Source organism: Rhodopseudomonas sp. WA056 (genome assembly GCF_010906995.1).
In the GTDB taxonomy this organism is placed as follows: Bacteria; Pseudomonadota; Alphaproteobacteria; order Rhizobiales; family Xanthobacteraceae; genus Rhodopseudomonas; species Rhodopseudomonas palustris_G.
The window spans coordinates 1-16015 of sequence record NZ_QPFS01000114.1; the positions used below are offsets into that span (position 1 = coordinate 1).

A 16015-nucleotide genomic window follows, 5' to 3' on the forward strand; every position below is an offset into this window, starting at 1 on the left:
TCACCACCCATACGCTCGAAACCCACATTTACCGGCTACGCCAAAAGATCGAGCGCGACGCGGCGAATCCGGAGATTCTGGTCACCGAGGCCGGTGGCTACAAACTCGTGCCGTGATACCAATAAGGGGCCGATTCACCCGTTGCCCGGTCCCGCATGTCGATCGAAGATGATGTTGCCCTGCTCGCGCGCGTCCCGACGCTGCGGCTGCTCGGCGAGCAGGCGCTGCGGATGCTGGCGATCGGCTCCGAGCAGCGCGACTTCGCCCGCGGCGACGTGATGTTCAATGCCGGCGAGGCCGCCGATGCCGGTTACGTCGTGCAGCGCGGCGCGTTTCAGATCACGATGGAAGACGGCGGCCTCCACGAGATGGTGGCGCGGCCGGGCGATCTGATCGGCGAACTGGCGCTGATCATGCCGATGCCGCGGCCGACCACCGCGGTGGCGCTGGAATATTCCTCGGCGATCCGGATCGCCCGCAGTCTGTTTCAGCGGGTGCTCGAAAGCGATCCCGGCGCGGCGCTGCGGCTGCGCGACGAATTCGCCGCCCGCACCACGCAGGTTGCCAGCGACATCGTCACGGTGGGCAGCAAACTGAGCTCGTAGTTACAGCTCCAGCGTCGTCGTCACCGGGACGTGGTCGCTCGGCCGCTCCCAGCTCCGTGCATCGCGCAGGATTTTGAAATCGATGACGCGATCCTTCAGCGCCTCAGACACCCAGATGTGGTCGAGCCGCCGGCCGCGGTCGCCGACGGTCCAATCGGCAGCCCGATAGCTCCACCACGTATAGACCTTCTGATCGAGCGGGATTCGCTCGCGCGCGACGTCGACCCAGTTGCCTGCGCGTAGCACCGCCAGCAGCTTGTCGCATTCGACCGGGGTGTGCGACACGACTTTGAGAAGCTGCTTGTGCGACCAGACGTCGTGCTCGTGCGGCGCGACGTTGAGGTCGCCGACCAGGATGTGGCGCTGATCGCCCGCCGGATGCAGCGGCTCGCACGCCTTCATCTCGTCGAGGAACGACAGCTTGTGCTTGAACTTCGGATTGACCGCAGGATCGGGAATATCACCGCCGGCCGGGACGTAGAAATTGTGCAGCACCAGCGGCGGGGCGTCGTCGGCGGTCTTCACCGAGACCGAGATGTGACGGCTGTCGATGATGTCGCAGAAGGTGCGGATGTCGGTGGCGGCAAACGGCAGCTTCGAAATCACCGCGACGCCGTGGTAGCCCTTCTGCCCGTTCAGCGCGATGTGCTCGTAGCCGAGCCGCTTGAATCGCTTCAGCGGAAACGCGTCATCCGGACACTTCGTCTCCTGCAGGCACAGGATGTCCGGGCGCTGGGCTTTGAGGAATTTCGCCACCAGATCGATGCGAAGCCGCACCGAGTTGATGTTCCAAGTCGTGAGCGTGAGACGCATCTGCGCGACCTAGCGGATCGCAGCCAGGGGAGCAAGTCTGGGTCGGCGGCTTCAACCGGATTTCGCCAGCCACACGGTATGGCCACCGCAATCTGGGTCGTTGGCGCGGTGGGCTACCACCGTGAAGTCGTGCCGGGCGAGCAATTGCCGGTATTCGACCGGAGCAAGGCTTGCATGATACAGCGGCTCGCCCTGGTACGAGCCGGTCGCCACGCCTTCGGCCGGACCGGAGGTGAACATCAGCGCCGCGCCGGGAGCCGCATGGGCCTGAAACACCGCGAACATCGCGCGCTGATCGTCGGGTGGCAGATGAAAGAAACTGTCCCAAGCCAGGATGCCGCCGAACTGGCGCTTCAGATCGGCGCGCCGCATATCACCCACGACCCAATGCTGATCTGGAAAGCGCTGCTGGGCCAGCTCGATCAAGCCGGGTGAGGCATCGAGCCCGGTGAGACCATGCCCCGCTGCGATCAAGAATCGGGCGATCGGTTCGCCCGCGCCGCAACCGAGGTCCAAGATGGCGGCGCCATCGCCGGCGCACCGGCGAAACTGTTCGAGCCAGGCGCGTTCGAAAAGTGTCCGGCCGCGCTCACGATCCCATTGCTGTGCGTGTCGTGTGTAAAGACCGATGATCGCATCCGCGGTCATGGTTTGGACGACTAGCCCGGCGGGGTCTGGTAGTTGGTGTAGTCGATCTTGAACATCGACGGGTCCGGCCGCCGGGAGGTGTCGAGATTGTACACCGCCACCGTGGTGTCGTAGCCCTGCGGATCGGTGACGGTCCATTGCTTGAGCTGGCCGTCCTTGGTGCCGAACATCAACAGCAACCGGCTGGTGCCGATGATCGCATTCTTCTCCTCGATGATGATATTCGAATACAGATCGTCGGAGGTGATGCTGACCACGTTGGTGTCGCGCAACAGGTCGATACGGTCGCTCAGCAGATAGCGCAGCGGTGTCTGCGACAGCGGATAGACGTCCTGCGTCGCCAGCTTGCGATCACGCACCACCACCGATTGTCCATCGGCGATCATCGAGACCGGACTGGGCTCGTCGTACTCGAACCGGATCTTGCCGGGCTTCACGATGTAGAAATCGCCGGTGAGCTTGCTGCCGTCGGGCCCGACCTGGACGAATTGCCCGACCAGCGTCTGCAGCGACGACAGATAGGCGCTGACCTTGGCGGCCTCGGCCTTCTGTGCGGAATCGAAGGTGGTGAAGATTGATGCCGGCACGTTGCGCCGCGGATCGGGGATCACCGGTTCGGGCGGCGCGGTCAGCTTTGCGACCGGAGGCTGTGCCGGCGCCTGCGGGTTGCGCTGCTTCGGCTCCGCGGCGCTGAGCTGGGTGGCGCGTGCCGACGGTTTCGGGGACGGGACCGGTTCGGCGCTGGCGGGCTGGACCGCGGCCCCGGCGATCGCGATCGCGGCCGCTGCGCAGAGCTGTCGCAGCCCGGTTCCGGTCATCTCGTTCCGCATCAAGTCGTTGAGTTGTTTGATCAAGCTCATGTCCTGCAAAGCCGGGACAGCTCCGCCGTGTTGCCCGTCTGCCGCTACAGGGACGCTGTGGCGATTTCGCGACCCCGCATCGGACCCCTGCATGACCCTGATCCCGCTCAAAAGTTGGAATCCTCTTCGGCCACCAGGATCTCGCGTTTGCCGGCGTGGTTGGCCTGGCCGACGATGCCTTCGAGCTCCATCCGCTCCATCAGCGACGCAGCGCGGTTGTAGCCGATCTGCAGCCGGCGCTGAATATAGCTGGTGGAGGCCTTGCGGTCGCGCTTGACGATCGCGACCGCCTGCTGGAACAGATCGCCGCCGCCGTCGCCGCCCATGCCGGTGGCGTCGAACACTGCGCCATCCTCGCCCTCGGCCGGCTCCTCGGCGGTGACCGCCTCGAGATATTCGGGCGCGCCCTGCGCCTTCAGATGCTTGACGACTTTCTCGACTTCCTCGTCCGATACGAACGGGCCGTGGACGCGGCTGATGCGGCCGCCGCCCGCCATGTACAGCATGTCGCCCTGGCCGAGCAGTTGCTCGGCGCCCATTTCGCCCAGGATGGTGCGGCTGTCGATCTTCGACGTCACCTGGAAGGAGATGCGGGTCGGGAAGTTGGCCTTGATGGTGCCGGTGATGACGTCGACCGAGGGACGCTGGGTGGCCAGGATGACGTGCAGGCCGGCGGCGCGCGCCATCTGGGCAAGGCGCTGCACCGCGCCTTCGATGTCCTTGCCGGCGACCATCATCAGGTCGGCCATTTCGTCGACGATGATGACGATGTAGGGCAGCGGCTCGAGGTCGAGCTTTTCTTCCTCGTAGATCGCCTTGCCGGTCTCCTTGTCGAAGCCGGTGTGCACCGTGCGGGTCAGCTCCTCGCCGCGCGCCTTCGCCTCGCCGAGCCTTGTATTGTAGCCGTCGATGTTGCGGACGCCGAGCTTGGCCATGCGCTTGTAGCGCTCTTCCATCTCGCGCACCGCCCATTTCAGGGCGACGACCGCTTTCTTCGGATCGGTGACGACCGGCGTCAGCAGATGCGGAATGCCGTCGTAGACCGACAGTTCGAGCATCTTCGGGTCGACCATGATCAGCCGGCACTGATCCGGCCGCAGCCGGTACACCAGACTGAGGATCATGGTGTTGATCGCGACCGACTTACCCGAGCCGGTGGTACCGGCGATCAGCAGATGCGGCATGCGGGCAAGGTCGACGATGATCGATTCGCCGCCGATGTTCTTGCCGAGGCACAGCGGCAGTTTGTGCACCGTCTCGTTGGAATCTTTGACGCTCAGCAATTCGCGCAGATAAACCTTCTCGCGATGCGCGTTCGGCAGCTCGATGCCGATCGCATTGCGACCCGGCACCACCGCGACGCGTGCCGACAGCGCGCTCATCGAACGGGCGATGTCGTCGGAGAGCCCGATCACGCGCGACGACTTGATGCCCGGCGCCGGCTCCAGCTCGTAAAGCGTCACCACCGGGCCCGGGCTCGCCTTGATGATCTCGCCGCGCACGCCGAAATCCTGCAGCACGCCTTCCAGCGCGCGCGAATTGGCTTCGAGCTCGGACTTGCTGAGCGGCTGCCGGTCCGAGGCCTTCGGGGCAGATAGAACGTTAACCGAGGGCAGGTCGAACCGCGCCTTCTTGGCGGCCGGTTTCGGCGCCGCTTTCTTGCGCGGCGCGCGGGCGACCGGAGGAGCTTCCTCCTCTTCGTCGTCCTCGTCTTCGATCTCGTCGACCGGCTCGGGTTCGTAGTCGTCGCGGTGATCGACCTCGGGAGCGATCGGCGGCGCGGCGCGGCCGCCGAGCCGCGGCTCCTGCCGCTCGAACGTCTGCTTGCCGGCGGCGGGCGCGCTGCTGACCAAGCCGCGATAGGACAGCTTCAGCAGCCGCCACAGCCGCGCCTTGGCGCTCAGTACCGCATGCACCAGCCAGCCGAGCGACACCGAGCCGCGGTCGGTTTCCTCTTCGTCCTCGAGCGGCAGATCGTCGTCGGCGGACGTCTCGTCGGGTTCGCGTTCGCGGGAGCCGAATCCGCTGGCGATCAGAAACGTCGCCAGCGTTGCAACGCCGAGGATAAAGCTGAGGATGACCCGGAAGATCAGGCCCGGGCCGAACACCAGCGACGGCGCCCGCACCAGCGCGTCGCCCACCACGCCGCCGAGCCCGGTCGGCAGCGGCCAGGCGGTGTCGTGCGGAAACGATGAGGCGAAGCCGGCGGCGCAGATCGTGCACAGGAACCAGGTGCCCATCCGCAGCGCGGTGCGATCGAACGGCCGGTGGTTGAGCATCCGCCAACCCCACACCGCGACCGGCATCAACAGTCCGATCGCGCCTAGACCGAGGATCTGCATCGCCAGGTCGGCACCGATCGCGCCGGGATAGCCCAGCAGATTATGGATGCGCCGCGACGTCGCATGGCTGAGGCTCGGGTCCTGCACCGACCAGGTGGCGAGCGCAGCCGCCGCCACCGCGGCCACTGCGATCAGGCCGAAACCTGCGAGCTCGCGCAGCCGCCTCGCCAGTACCTCGCGTATCGAGGGCGGCAGGTGACCGACCAGGGGGAATGCTCGTTCGATCGCCGGCATGCTCATGGGGCCCTGCGCATCATCCGAGGATCCGCACCAAGCGATGCAGCGCCTCTGCCGTCGTTTCGCTGTCCTGCACCATCGCGATCCGGATATAACCCGCGCCCGGATTGCTGCCGTCGCTCTGCGTCCGCGCCAGATAGCTGCCCGGCACCACGCGGACGCCGCCGTCCTTGAACAGCTTCACCGCTGCGGCTTCGTCGCCGCCATGTGCGGACACGTCGAGCCACAGACAGAAGCCGCCGGCGGGACGCCGATAACCGTAACGTGCGCCGAGGATCTGATCGGCCAGATCGAATTTGAGCCGGTACAGACGCCGGTTCTCCTCGACATGGGCTTCATCGGAGTAAGCGGCGACCGCGACGTGCTGCAGCGGGATCGGCACCTGCGGCGCCGCGACGTTGCGCAGCTCGTGATAGGCTTTGAGAAAGCCCGCATCGCCGGCGACGAAGCCGACCCGCATCCCGGGCAGGTTCGATCGCTTCGACAGCGATTGGAAGACGACGACGTTGGAGAAGTCCGAACCCGCAGCCTGCAGCGCGCTGCAGGGCGCGATCTGGGTGTAGATCTCCGAGTAGCACTCGTCGCTGAGGATCATGAAGCCATAGCGATCGGCGAGCTGCTTCAGCCGCACGAAGTAATCGCGCGAGGCGACCGAGCCTTGCGGGTTCGCCGGTGACGCCAGATAGATCGCCACCGTGCGTTTCAGCGTCGCTTCGTCGAGCCCATCGAGATCCGGCAGGAAGCCGTTACCAAGCGTGGTCGGCAGGAACACCGCTTCGCAGCCGGCGGCGCGGGCGCCCGCCGCATAGGCCGGATAGAACGGATTTGGCATCAGGATCGCCGGCGTGCCGTCGCGCTTGGGCACGTAGCGCGCAGCCGCAATCGCGGCGAGAAACAACCCTTCGCGGCTGCCGTTCAGCACCAGCACTTCGCTCTCGGGATCTGGCGCGCGATCGAGCGCGAAGCGACTCGTCAGCCACGACGACGCAGCTTGTCGGAACGGCTCGATTCCTTTGGCGAGCGGATAGCGGCCGAATTCGGCGGTGTGACGCGCCAGCACCGCGCCGACGAAGTCGGGTACCGGATGTTGCGGTTCCCCGACCGACAGATTGATCAGGCTTTGGCCCGGCTGATACGGCGCCAGCAGTTCGGTCAGCCGCGCGAACGGCGAGCGCTCGCTCTGCCCGGTAGCGTCGACGCTGCCGGCCGCACGCGCCGGTGAGGTGGAAGCGGACAAAGCCATTCGAAATACGCCAGTTTTCACCGCGCCCGATCGGCAAGGTGGATCGAGCGGAAACAGATCAGCCACCATAGATACGGCGAGGTTAAGACGCGATTAACCATCGACGGGCGGCACGCGCTCTTCGATACGGACGCAGCTATACCGAGCGGGCAAGCTCTTCCGCCACCGCAGCTTTCAGCGCCGGCAGACCGCGGTGGATGGTGTCCCAGATCATCTGCGCCGCCACATCCTCGTAATCGTGCCGGGAGACGTTGCCCGATCCTGCAATTTGCTTCCGGGGAACCGAGGACTGTCGCTGCCTGACATCGTCGGATACGCGGCGGGACGCTTCCGAGATGATTTCGAGGCATCGCGTGACGGCATACACGGTCCGCAGATCAGCTTGAATTCAGCCTCCGTCAGACCGCCGGTGAATTCGATCGCGAGCTCGATGTGATGCCGGATGTCGCGAAGAGCAATCTCCGACGCATCAGAACGCATAGATCGCATCCGCCGTCGCGCTGGGCGCGACCCATGGCTTGAGCTGGTCACGATTCACGACGTCGACCGGATGGTTGAACAGGCCGGCGATGTAGTCCCTCAATTCCGCGTAGTCGAACACCGTGATGTGAGCAGCCGGATCGATTTCGACCAGAACATCGATATCGCTGTCGGGAAGGTTGGTACCACGCGCCATAGATCCGAACAGCGCCGCGCGCCGCGCGCACGTAACGGCGCCTCGGAGTTTCTCAGAATGGCGAGTGCGGTGCGGTGGTCCATAACCTCAGTATAGCAGACTTGCACTCGCGGTGCGTGCGTTCTGCTCCATAAAGAAAGGGGCCCCAGCTTGCGCTGGGACCCCTCGACGGTTCGGGCATTGCCGGGTATCTGCCCGAACCGTAGGTCCGGGCGCGGCGGTCAGGAGAACGCCGCGCCTTCGGGAGAACTTACATGTTGTAAGCGCGCTCGGTGTGCTCGACGAGGTCGAGGCCTTCGCGCTCGACTTCGACCGGGGCACGCAGGCCGACGATCACGTCGACGACCTTGAATAGGATCGCCGAACCGATGCCGGACAGCAGCAGGGTGGTACCGACGCCCCAGCTCTGCGAGATCATCTGATTGGCGAAGTCGTATTCGCCGACCTTGCCGAGCGTGTAGTCGTACACGCCGGTGCCGCCGAGCGCCGGGTTCACCAGGATGCCGGTGCCGAGCGCGCCGATGATGCCGCCGACACCGTGGACGCCGAACACGTCGAGCGAGTCGTCGTAGCCCAGCGCGTTCTTGATCACGGTGCAGAACAGCAGGCAGACCACGCCGGCGACGATGCCGAGCACGATCGCGCCCATCGGACCGGAGAAGCCGGCGGCCGGGGTGACCGCGACCAGACCGGCGATCGCACCGGACAGCGCGCCGAGAACCGAGGGATGACCCTTGAAGATCCACTCGGCGAACATCCAGGCCAGCGCCGCCGCCGCCGTGGCGACGAAGGTGTTGACCATGGCGAGCGCAGCACCGCCCGAGGCTTCGAGGTTCGAACCGGCGTTGAAGCCGAACCAGCCGACCCACAGCAGCGAGGCGCCGATCATCGTCATGGTCAGCGAGTGCGGAGCCATCAGCTCACGGCCGTAGCCGGTGCGCTTGCCGATCAGCAGGGCGCCGACCAGGCCGGTGATGCCGGCGTTGATGTGCACCACGGTGCCGCCGGCGAAGTCCAGCGCGCCTTTCTTGAACAGGAAGCCGCCGTCCGCCATGACTTCGTCGAGCTTGGCCTGCGCCGCCGCCTTGGCGGCTTCGTCGGTCGCGGCGGCGAGCGCCTTGACGGCGTCGTTGACCGCATCCGGACCGGCCCAGTACCAGACCATGTGCGCCATCGGCAGATAGATCAGGGTGATCCACAGCGGGATGAACAGCGCCACCGCGGCGAACCGGGTGCGTTCGGCGAAGGCGCCGACGATCAGCGCCGGGGTGATGGCGCAGAACGTCATCTGGAAGCAGACGAAGATCAGCTCGTTGATGTTGGCGTCGACGGTGAAGGTGCCGCCCATCGAATCGGTGGTGACGCCCGACAGGAACGCCTTGGAGAAGCCGCCGATGAACTCCGAGCCGCCGGTGAAGGCCAGGCTGTAGCCGTACAGGGCCCAGATGATGCAGGCGACGCACACGGTGTAGAATACCTGCGCCAGCACCGAGAGCATGTTCTTGGAGCGGACCAGGCCGCCGTAGAACAGCGCCAGCCCGGGGATGGTCATCAGCAGCACCAGCACCGTCGAAGTCATCATCCAGGCGTTGTCGCCCTTGTTGATGGTCGGCGCCGCGAAGGCTGCGGTCGTCGCGAACGTGCCGGCGACGAGCACGGCCAATCCCGCGCCGTAGGGACGTTTGAACGTCATTTGTTGTCTCCTGAGTGAAGCAATGAAGGTGAGCGGGTCAGAGGGCGGCCGCGTCGGCTTCGCCGGTGCGGATACGCACCGCGTGGTCGAGGCCGAGGACGAAGATCTTGCCGTCGCCGATCTGGCCGGTCTTGGCGGCGCTGGTGATCGCCTCGATGGTCTTCTCGACCTGCTCGTTGGCGATCGCGACCTCGATCTTGATCTTGGGCAGGAAGCTCACGGCATATTCGGCGCCGCGATAGATCTCCGTGTGACCCTTCTGCCGCCCGTATCCCTTCACTTCCGTCACCGTCAAACCGTGAACGCCAATGGCGGTCAGGGCGTCACGGACTTCTTCGAGTTTGAATGGCTTAATGATCGCCATAACAATTTTCATGGGTCCTATCCCCGCTAGGTCCCGACCGAAACGACCGGGAAATGATCTCGACTGAAATTCCCCACGCGGAGAGCATCACTACGCGGGCACAGCCGGCCAGCTAGAATCAAATGCCGTGCCAGTCGGTGCGGACGTTGGAATCGTTTCGGAATCGACGCCTTTTTCGCTGCGCGGCACTGAGACACCGGCTGCGCTATTCCGTCGCGCCCAACGGATAGGCATATCTGATCAGGAATCGAGCACGCCAGCATCTCGACACAATGATTGCCCATCCCGAGGGCAATGTGCGGTCCGAATGGCAGGTCGCGCGACGGCTCGCGTCGCGCGGCGCAATGGTTGCGTCAGAGTGCGTCGCTGTCGGTCTCGCCGGTGCGGATTCGCAGCGCGCGGTCGATCGGCGAGACGAAGATCTTGCCGTCGCCGATCTGGCCGGTGCGGGCGCCGCGGGTGATGACCTCGACCGCCTTGTCGGCGAGCGCGGAATCCACCGCGATCTCGATCCGCAGCTTCGGCAGGAAATTCACGATATATTCGGCGCCGCGATAGATCTCGGTGTGGCCGCGCTGGCGGCCGTAGCCCTTCACCTCGGTCACGGTCATGCCGTGGACGCCGATCTCGGTGAGCGCCTGGCGCACCTCGTCCAGCTTGAAGGGTTTGATGATGGCGACGACGAGTTTCATGCGTTAGCCCCTGATTCGCGCATAGCTTTCCGACACCGCCGCAGCGGTGCTCTGCTCCCGTGTATATGCCGGGTTTCGCAGCAGCGCGCGCAGAAAATAGGCCGATTGACGGTGCGGAGGAGCGGGCCGCGCCGCCACCTCAGCTCTTCGGCGGCTCGCGACGCTCGCGGATCGAGCCCTCCTGCACCACGGAGGCGACCAGGGTGCCGTCGGTCTTGAAGATCTGACCGCGGGTCAGGGCGCGGCCGCCCTGAGCGGATGGGGAATCCTGCGCGTACAGCAGCCATTCGTCGGCGCGGAACGGGCGGTGAAACCACATCGCGTGATCGAGGCTGGCCGGCATCATCCGCTTGTCGAACAGGGTGCGGCCGTAGCGCGCCATCGCGGCGTCGAGCAGCGAAAAGTCCGACGCATAGGCCAGCGCGCACATGTGCAACGCCGGGTCGTCGGGCAGCTTGGCGGCGGTCTTGATCCAGACGTGGATCCGGCCGTCATCGATCTTCTGGCCGAAATAGCGGGACAGCTCCACCGGGCGCAGTTCGATCGGCCGATCCGACTCGTAATAGCGCTTGATGAAGTCCGGCATCTCCTTGAAGAACGGCTGCTTGATGATCTCCTCGGCCGACAGGGCGTCGGGCGGTGGCACGTCCGGCATCCTGTCCTGATGGTCGAAATTGGTCGGCTCGTCGTCATGGAACGACATCATCAGCGAGAAGATCGCATTGCCATGCTGAATCGCGGTGACCCGCCGGGTGGTGTAGCTCTTGCCGTCGCGCAGCCGTTCGACCTGATAGATGATCGGCACCTGCGGGTCGCCGGGCAGAATGAAATAGCAATGCAGCGAGTGCGGCAGCCGGTTCTCGACGGTGCGGCACCCGGCCACCATCGCCTGGCCGATCACCTGGCCGCCGAAGACGCGCTGCCAGCTCGTCTTCGGGCTGGTGCCGCGAAACAGGCTCACCTCGATCGGTTCGAGATCGAGGATCGAAATCAGGTCGATCAGGCTTTTGGACACCGTGCGCTCCCATCAAGCGCCGGGCCGTGATTTCACACTGCCGGCGATGTCTGTTAGAACCCCCGACGTTCGACGGGGTTGTTCCTGAACCTGTTTCGCCCAGCTCCGACCATGGCGCAAGAGTGAGAAAAATGACGGCACCGCGAAGCATTGTCATCGGAGGCGGCGCGTTCGCCGGTCTGGCGCTGGCGCTGGCGCTTCGCCAGGGGCTCGGGCCGGAGGTGCCGGTGATCGTCGCCGATCCGGCGCTGGCGATGCGGCCGAGCAAGGATCCGCGCGCCACCGCGATCGTGGCTGCGTGCCGGCGGCTGTTCGAGGCGCTCGAGGTGTGGGACGAGGTGGCGCCGACCGCGCAGCCGATCGTCGACATGATCGTCACCGACAGCCATCTCGAAGATGCGACCCGGCCGGTGTTCCTGACGTTTGCGGGCGAAGTGCAGCCGGGCGAGCCGTTCGCCCACATGGTCGAGAACAAATATCTGGTCGAGGCGCTGGCCCGGCGCGCCGAGGCCGAAGGCGTCGAGCTGCGCGCCACGCCCGTCACCTCCTACGATGCGCGCCCCGAAGCGATCGGCGTCACCCTCGGCGACGGCAGCGTGATCGACGCCAGCCTGCTGGTTGCCGCCGACGGCGCCAGGTCGAAGCTCCGCCAGCGCGCCGGCATCGTCACCTATGGCTGGGACTACGACCAGTCGGGTATCGTCGTCACCGTCGAACACGAGCGCGACCACAATGGCTGCGCCGAAGAGCATTTCCTGCCCGCCGGTCCGTTCGCGATCCTGCCGCTCACCGGCCGGCGCTCGTCGCTGGTATGGAGCGAGAGCCGCCGCGATGCCGAGCGGATCGTCGCGCTGCCGGAGAAGGAATTCCAGCGTGAGCTGGAGAAGCGGTTCGGGCTGCGGCTCGGCGACGTCAAGCCGCTCGACAAGCCGAAGTCTTTTCCGCTCGGCTATTTCGTGGCGCAGTCGTTCATCGCGCCGCGGCTGGCGCTGATCGGCGACGCCGCGCATGTGATTCATCCGATCGCCGGGCAGGGCCTCAATATGGGTCTGCGCGACGTTGCGGCGCTGGCCGAAGTGGTGGTGGATGCGGCGCGTCTCGGGACCGATCCCGGGCAGGTCGACGTGCTGGAGCGCTATCAGCGCTGGCGGCGGTTCGACACCATGGCGATGGGCGTCGCCACCAACGGGCTCAACTTCTTGTTTTCGAACAACTCTTCGCTGCTTCGCGGGATTCGCGACATCGGCCTCGGTCTGGTCGATCGTCTGCCGCCGCTGAAGGGCGCGTTCATCCGCCAGGCTGCCGGCCTGACCGGCGAAATCCCGCGGCTGCTGAAGGGCGAAGCGCTGTAACGCGGCGCGTAAGCGACCCGCCGCCTCCGCCGTCGCGGAAGGCCATCAGCCTCTCACCGAATCGCAAGCTCGGTCCCTCGCCCGCAGGCGAGGGAGCTGTGCTCGGGCTGTCGCCCACCTCACCCGATCTTCCGCGCCTCTTCGGGCAGCATGATCGGGATACCGTCCCGGATCGGATAAGCGAGCTTGGCGCCGCGCGAGATCAGCTCCTGGCGGGCGGCATCGAATTCCAGCGGTCCCTTGGTGATGGGACAGACCAGAATGTCGAGCAGCTTGCGATCGACGGCATCGGGCCGCTCGGACGGCGAAAGGGTCATGGCTTCAGTCTCCAGAACAACGGGCTGGCTCGGGCTTGATCGGACAGCGGCACGGCGGCGTCAACGCGCGCGCGCAAATGCGGCGCCCTACTGCAGCGGCGGGTCGCCGCTGGTGCGTTTCTTGGCGAGGTCCATCTCGGTGACGGCGATCAGGATCTCGGCCCGGGTCTTCAGGTCGGGCGCCTCCAGCAATGCCTGCTTCTCCGGCGGCCCGTAGGGCGACATCATCGCCAGCGCGTTGACCAGCGCCTCGTTCGGCGCGCTCTCGACGCCGTCCCAATCGACCTTCAGATTGTTGGCCTTGAGGAAGTCGGTCAGCACTGCGAGCAGCGTCTCACGATCGACCTCGTCTTCGCCCTTGCGCGCGACGAAGTCGTCGACGAACGGGAAATAGTCGACCTTGCACTGCCGGTACGGCGTCAGCACCTGCAGTTCCTCGACCACCTTGAAGCGCGACACCCCGGTCAGCTCCAGGATGTAGCGGCCGTCGCCGGACTCGGCGAGCTGGGTGATCCGCCCGACGCAGCCGACGCTGAACAGCGCCGGCTTCTCGGCGGCTTCCGAGGAATGCGCCGTGTCGGGCTGAATCATGCCGATCAGCCGATGGCCGTCGCGCAGCGCGTCGTCGATCATCGCCAGATAGCGGGGCTCGAAGATGTTCAGCGGCATCTGCCCGCGCGGCAACAGCAGTGCTCCCGGCAGCGGAAACACCGGTATCACCTCGGGGAGGTCGGCTGGACCGCGATAGGCGGCATTGATCGGCATCGCCGGCTCCGCGTTCGAGGATTGCGACTACGAGAACAGGATCGTCGACAGCCGCTTGCGGCCTTCGATGGTGGCGTCGTCGGTCGGACCCCAGGCTTCGAAGAACTGCACGAGCTGCTTGCGGGCGCCGTCGTCGTTCCATTTGCGGTCGCGCTTGACGATATCGAGCAGATGACCGGTCGCCTCCTCGCGCCGACCCGCCGCGTTGAGGGCGACGGCGAGGTCGAATCGCGCCTGATGATCGAGCGGATCGGCGGCGACCTTCTGTTCCAGCTCGGCGATCGGACCGAGCGATTCGGCCTGCTCGGCGAGGTCGATCATCGCTTGGACCGCCTTGACGGCGGCGTCCTCGCGACCGGCCTCCGCGACCAGGGCCAGCGTTTTCTTGGCCTGCTCGGTGGCGCCGGTCTGCATGTAGCAGCGCGCCAGCCCGGCGATCGCCGGAATGTTCGCGGCGTCGGAGCGCAGCACCTCGGCATAGATCGACGCCGCGGTCTGGACGTCGCCCTCAGCCAGGATCGCTTCCGCCTCCTGCAGCAATTCGGCCGCCGAAGGGGCGCCGCCCGGCATGCCGGCGGTCAGCTTTTCGATGAAGGCTGCGACCTGGCTTTCCGGCACTGCGCCCATGAAGCCGTCGGCCGGCCGGCCGTCGACGAAGGCGATCACGGCCGGAATCGACTGGATGCCCATCTGGCCCGGAATCGACGGATGCTCGTCGATGTTCATCTTGACCAGTTTGACCTTGCCGCTCGCGGCGCGGACGGCCTTTTCCAGCATCGGCGTGAGCTGCCGGCACGGACCGCACCACGGCGCCCAGAAGTCGATCAGAACCGGCTGCTGCTTGGATTCCTCGATGACGTCGCGGACGAAGCTCTGGGTCGTGGTGTCCTTGATCAGATCGGCGGCGGCCTGAGACGCCGCACCGCTGCCCTGCTCCATAATCGTCACGTGATCCCCTCGCTGCTGTCGGTCCGGTATTCGCCATTTTAGCACGGCCCCAGCTCTAGATGGCGCAGGAAGTTGGTTTTGCAACGGGAACCGGCCCCGGCGCTGCCGTTGAGATCGGCGCCGGCGCGGCTTCGGCGGCTGTTTCGCTGCGGGCCGCTCGGAGTCGGTCGCATTTAAGTCGAACGTCCCCGGTCCGATCCTCTGCCGGCAAAAAAGCCGGTACATGAAATGTCGAACGGCTGTTGCAATCGCCCGCGGCATTTGGCATAGGACTGCCCACGGTCGTGCCGACGGCGCGCCGTTTCTCGGATGCGGGTGTAGCTCAGGGGTAGAGCACAACCTTGCCAAGGTTGGGGTCGAGGGTTCGAATCCCTTCGCCCGCTCCAGAGACAAGCTGTCCGGTCAGCGTTCCTTTAGCCAACTATACTACCAGCGCAGTGCGGATGCTTGTGTCCGGGGCGACGGATTGTCGTCCGGGAACTTGAACCATTCGCGATTCCGGGGTCCGAAGGACAGCGCGTGTCTCTACAGAGTCGGATCGGCCAGACCTGGCTGGGCGAACGATGCGGAATCTGAAATAGGTCGGCCCCCGATCGCCAAGCAGAGCATCAGGAGCCAGCCGGTCCGCCTATGCTGTTCTACGACCCCCTGTTTCTGACCTGCTTTCCGCTGCTCTACGTGCTGTATTTCGCAGCCGACGCGGCCCGGACCAAGCGCTGGATTCTGCTGATCGGCAGCGGGCTGTTCTATCTCTGGGGAGAGCCGCTGTTCGTGCCGGTGGTGGTCGCCTCGGCGCTGATCGATCATCTTCTGGCTCGGGCAATCGACCGCAGTTCGAACCCATCGATGCGTCGAGCGCTGCTGGCGCTCGGCGTGGCGCAGAACATCGCGATCCTGATCGTCTACAAGTACACGAGGTTCGCGCTGGAGAGCCTGAACGTGCTGCTGGCCGCCGGCCAGCTCGGTGCGCTGCCGGTGTGGCAGATCGCGCTGCCGATCGGGGTGTCGTTCGTCACCTTCGAGAAGATCACCTATCTGGTCGATACCTATCGGGGCGTGTCGCAGCCGGCGCGGCGGTTCTCCGACTACTGCCTGTTCGTGTTCTTCTTTCCCAAGCTGCTGGCCGGACCGATCCTCAAATATCACGAGATCGATCGCCAGATCGCCGTGCCGCGCGGATTCGACTGGAACGATTGCGGCGCAGGCTTGGCGCGGTTCGCCCAAGGCGCGTTCAAGAAGCTGCTGATCGCCGATCCGCTCGGCCACTATGCCGATCAGGTGTTCGGCGCCGATCCGGCGACGCTGTCGATGGGAGCCGCGTGGCTCGGTACGGTCTGTTTCACGCTGCAGATCTATTTCGACTTCTCCGGCTATTCCGACATGGCGATCGGGATCGCCCGAATGCTCGGCTTCTCGCTGCGCGAGAACTTCAACATGCCGTACGT

The 16015-nt window shown here is 65.4% G+C and carries 18 protein-coding genes and 1 tRNA gene; 5 read left to right on the plus strand and 14 right to left on the minus strand.

The window, feature by feature from the left end; translation table 11 throughout:
• The coding region (locus tag DU475_RS18885; RefSeq protein WP_164632997.1) for a winged helix-turn-helix domain-containing protein at positions 1 to 116 on the plus strand (116 nt) is incomplete at its 5' end.
• 39 nt (positions 117 to 155) lie between these two features.
• Positions 156 to 605 carry a cyclic nucleotide-binding domain-containing protein gene (locus tag DU475_RS18890; RefSeq protein WP_047307977.1) on the plus strand — a complete coding sequence of 150 codons (450 nt, stop codon included), beginning with the start codon at positions 156 to 158 and terminating at the stop codon, positions 603 to 605.
• Here the strand turns inward: DU475_RS18890 and DU475_RS18895 are convergent, their stop codons facing one another.
• The 11 genes from DU475_RS18895 to tesB form a co-directional block, all read right to left on the minus strand.
• Positions 606 to 1418: an exodeoxyribonuclease III gene (locus DU475_RS18895; RefSeq protein WP_164632998.1), complete on the minus strand. Its 813-nt coding sequence runs from the start codon at positions 1416 to 1418 to the stop codon at positions 606 to 608.
• Between the two features lie 51 nt (positions 1419 to 1469).
• The gene (locus tag DU475_RS18900) at positions 1470 to 2066 is read right to left on the minus strand and encodes a class I SAM-dependent DNA methyltransferase (protein ID WP_164632999.1); all 597 of its coding nucleotides are present in this window, start codon (positions 2064 to 2066) and stop codon (positions 1470 to 1472) included.
• An 11-nt stretch (positions 2067 to 2077) separates the two neighbouring features.
• The gene (locus tag DU475_RS18905; protein WP_164633000.1) at positions 2078 to 3019 is read right to left on the minus strand and encodes an outer membrane lipoprotein carrier protein LolA; all 942 of its coding nucleotides are present in this window, start codon (positions 3017 to 3019) and stop codon (positions 2078 to 2080) included.
• A 14-nt stretch (positions 3020 to 3033) separates the two neighbouring features.
• Positions 3034 to 5508, minus strand: coding sequence for a DNA translocase FtsK (locus DU475_RS18910; protein WP_013500189.1), 2475 nt, complete (start codon positions 5506 to 5508; stop codon positions 3034 to 3036).
• A gap of 13 nt (positions 5509 to 5521) precedes the next feature.
• On the minus strand, positions 5522 to 6748 hold the full coding sequence (locus tag DU475_RS18915; protein WP_013500190.1) for an aminotransferase class I/II-fold pyridoxal phosphate-dependent enzyme: 1227 nt from the start codon (positions 6746 to 6748) through the stop codon (positions 5522 to 5524).
• Between the two features lie 136 nt (positions 6749 to 6884).
• The gene (locus DU475_RS18920) at positions 6885 to 7115 is read right to left on the minus strand and encodes a HepT-like ribonuclease domain-containing protein (RefSeq protein WP_047310002.1); all 231 of its coding nucleotides are present in this window, start codon (positions 7113 to 7115) and stop codon (positions 6885 to 6887) included.
• Positions 7116 to 7217: 102 nt separating this feature from the next.
• Positions 7218 to 7424, minus strand: a complete 207-nt coding sequence (locus tag DU475_RS18925; protein WP_502706853.1) for a nucleotidyltransferase family protein — start codon at positions 7422 to 7424, stop codon at positions 7218 to 7220.
• A 250-nt stretch (positions 7425 to 7674) separates the two neighbouring features.
• Positions 7675 to 9117, minus strand: coding sequence for an ammonium transporter (locus DU475_RS18930; RefSeq protein ID WP_013500193.1), 1443 nt, complete (start codon positions 9115 to 9117; stop codon positions 7675 to 7677).
• 37 nt (positions 9118 to 9154) lie between these two features.
• Entirely contained in the window at positions 9155 to 9493 is a 339-nt protein-coding gene (locus DU475_RS18935) for a P-II family nitrogen regulator (protein ID WP_013500194.1), read from the minus strand.
• A 341-nt stretch (positions 9494 to 9834) separates the two neighbouring features.
• On the minus strand, positions 9835 to 10173 hold the full coding sequence (locus tag DU475_RS18940; protein ID WP_013500195.1) for a P-II family nitrogen regulator: 339 nt from the start codon (positions 10171 to 10173) through the stop codon (positions 9835 to 9837).
• 139 nt (positions 10174 to 10312) lie between these two features.
• Entirely contained in the window at positions 10313 to 11188 is an 876-nt protein-coding gene (tesB, locus tag DU475_RS18945) for an acyl-CoA thioesterase II (protein ID WP_164633001.1), read from the minus strand.
• 131 nt (positions 11189 to 11319) lie between these two features.
• Between tesB and DU475_RS18950 the strand changes: the two genes are divergently transcribed.
• Entirely contained in the window at positions 11320 to 12540 is a 1221-nt protein-coding gene (locus DU475_RS18950) for a ubiquinone biosynthesis hydroxylase (RefSeq protein WP_164633002.1), read from the plus strand.
• Between the two features lie 119 nt (positions 12541 to 12659).
• Here the strand turns inward: DU475_RS18950 and DU475_RS18955 are convergent, their stop codons facing one another.
• The 3 genes from DU475_RS18955 to trxA all read right to left on the minus strand — a co-directional run bounded on the left by DU475_RS18955 (position 12660) and on the right by trxA (position 14570).
• A complete protein-coding gene (locus tag DU475_RS18955) occupies positions 12660 to 12857 on the minus strand; it encodes a Trm112 family protein (protein WP_013500198.1) in 198 nt (65 codons plus the stop codon).
• A gap of 87 nt (positions 12858 to 12944) precedes the next feature.
• Complete coding sequence (locus tag DU475_RS18960) at positions 12945 to 13622, minus strand: LON peptidase substrate-binding domain-containing protein (RefSeq protein ID WP_013500199.1); 678 nt, start codon at positions 13620 to 13622, stop codon at positions 12945 to 12947.
• Between the two features lie 27 nt (positions 13623 to 13649).
• A complete protein-coding gene (trxA, locus tag DU475_RS18965; RefSeq protein ID WP_013500200.1) occupies positions 13650 to 14570 on the minus strand; it encodes a thioredoxin in 921 nt (306 codons plus the stop codon).
• Between the two features lie 311 nt (positions 14571 to 14881).
• On the opposite strand from trxA, the gene DU475_RS18970 reads away from it, so the two are divergent.
• Both DU475_RS18970 and DU475_RS18975 read left to right on the plus strand, forming a co-directional pair.
• Positions 14882 to 14956, plus strand: a tRNA-Gly gene (locus tag DU475_RS18970).
• A 244-nt stretch (positions 14957 to 15200) separates the two neighbouring features.
• Positions 15201 to 16015, plus strand: an 815-nt coding sequence (locus DU475_RS18975) for an MBOAT family O-acyltransferase (protein WP_164633003.1), incomplete at its 3' end; no start/stop codon positions are given.

Excerpts from the sequence above, each read along its gene's own strand:
- DU475_RS18890 (WP_047307977.1), top strand. The coding sequence starts at position 156 with ATGTCGATCGAAGATGATGTTGCCCTGCTCGCGCGCGTCCCGACGCTG.
- DU475_RS18895 (WP_164632998.1), bottom strand. The coding sequence starts at position 1,418 with ATGCGTCTCACGCTCACGACTTGGAACATCAACTCGGTGCGGCTTCGC.
- DU475_RS18900 (WP_164632999.1), bottom strand. The coding sequence starts at position 2,066 with ATGACCGCGGATGCGATCATCGGTCTTTACACACGACACGCACAGCAA.
- DU475_RS18905 (WP_164633000.1), bottom strand. The coding sequence starts at position 3,019 with ATGCAGGGGTCCGATGCGGGGTCGCGAAATCGCCACAGCGTCCCTGTA.
- DU475_RS18910 (WP_013500189.1), bottom strand. The coding sequence starts at position 5,508 with ATGAGCATGCCGGCGATCGAACGAGCATTCCCCCTGGTCGGTCACCTG.
- DU475_RS18915 (WP_013500190.1), bottom strand. The coding sequence starts at position 6,748 with ATGGCTTTGTCCGCTTCCACCTCACCGGCGCGTGCGGCCGGCAGCGTC.
- DU475_RS18925 (WP_502706853.1), bottom strand. The coding sequence starts at position 7,424 with ATGGCGCGTGGTACCAACCTTCCCGACAGCGATATCGATGTTCTGGTC.
- DU475_RS18930 (WP_013500193.1), bottom strand. The coding sequence starts at position 9,117 with ATGACGTTCAAACGTCCCTACGGCGCGGGATTGGCCGTGCTCGTCGCC.
- DU475_RS18935 (WP_013500194.1), bottom strand. The coding sequence starts at position 9,493 with ATGAAAATTGTTATGGCGATCATTAAGCCATTCAAACTCGAAGAAGTC.
- DU475_RS18940 (WP_013500195.1), bottom strand. The coding sequence starts at position 10,173 with ATGAAACTCGTCGTCGCCATCATCAAACCCTTCAAGCTGGACGAGGTG.
- DU475_RS18950 (WP_164633002.1), top strand. The coding sequence starts at position 11,320 with ATGACGGCACCGCGAAGCATTGTCATCGGAGGCGGCGCGTTCGCCGGT.
- DU475_RS18955 (WP_013500198.1), bottom strand. The coding sequence starts at position 12,857 with ATGACCCTTTCGCCGTCCGAGCGGCCCGATGCCGTCGATCGCAAGCTG.
- DU475_RS18960 (WP_013500199.1), bottom strand. The coding sequence starts at position 13,622 with ATGCCGATCAATGCCGCCTATCGCGGTCCAGCCGACCTCCCCGAGGTG.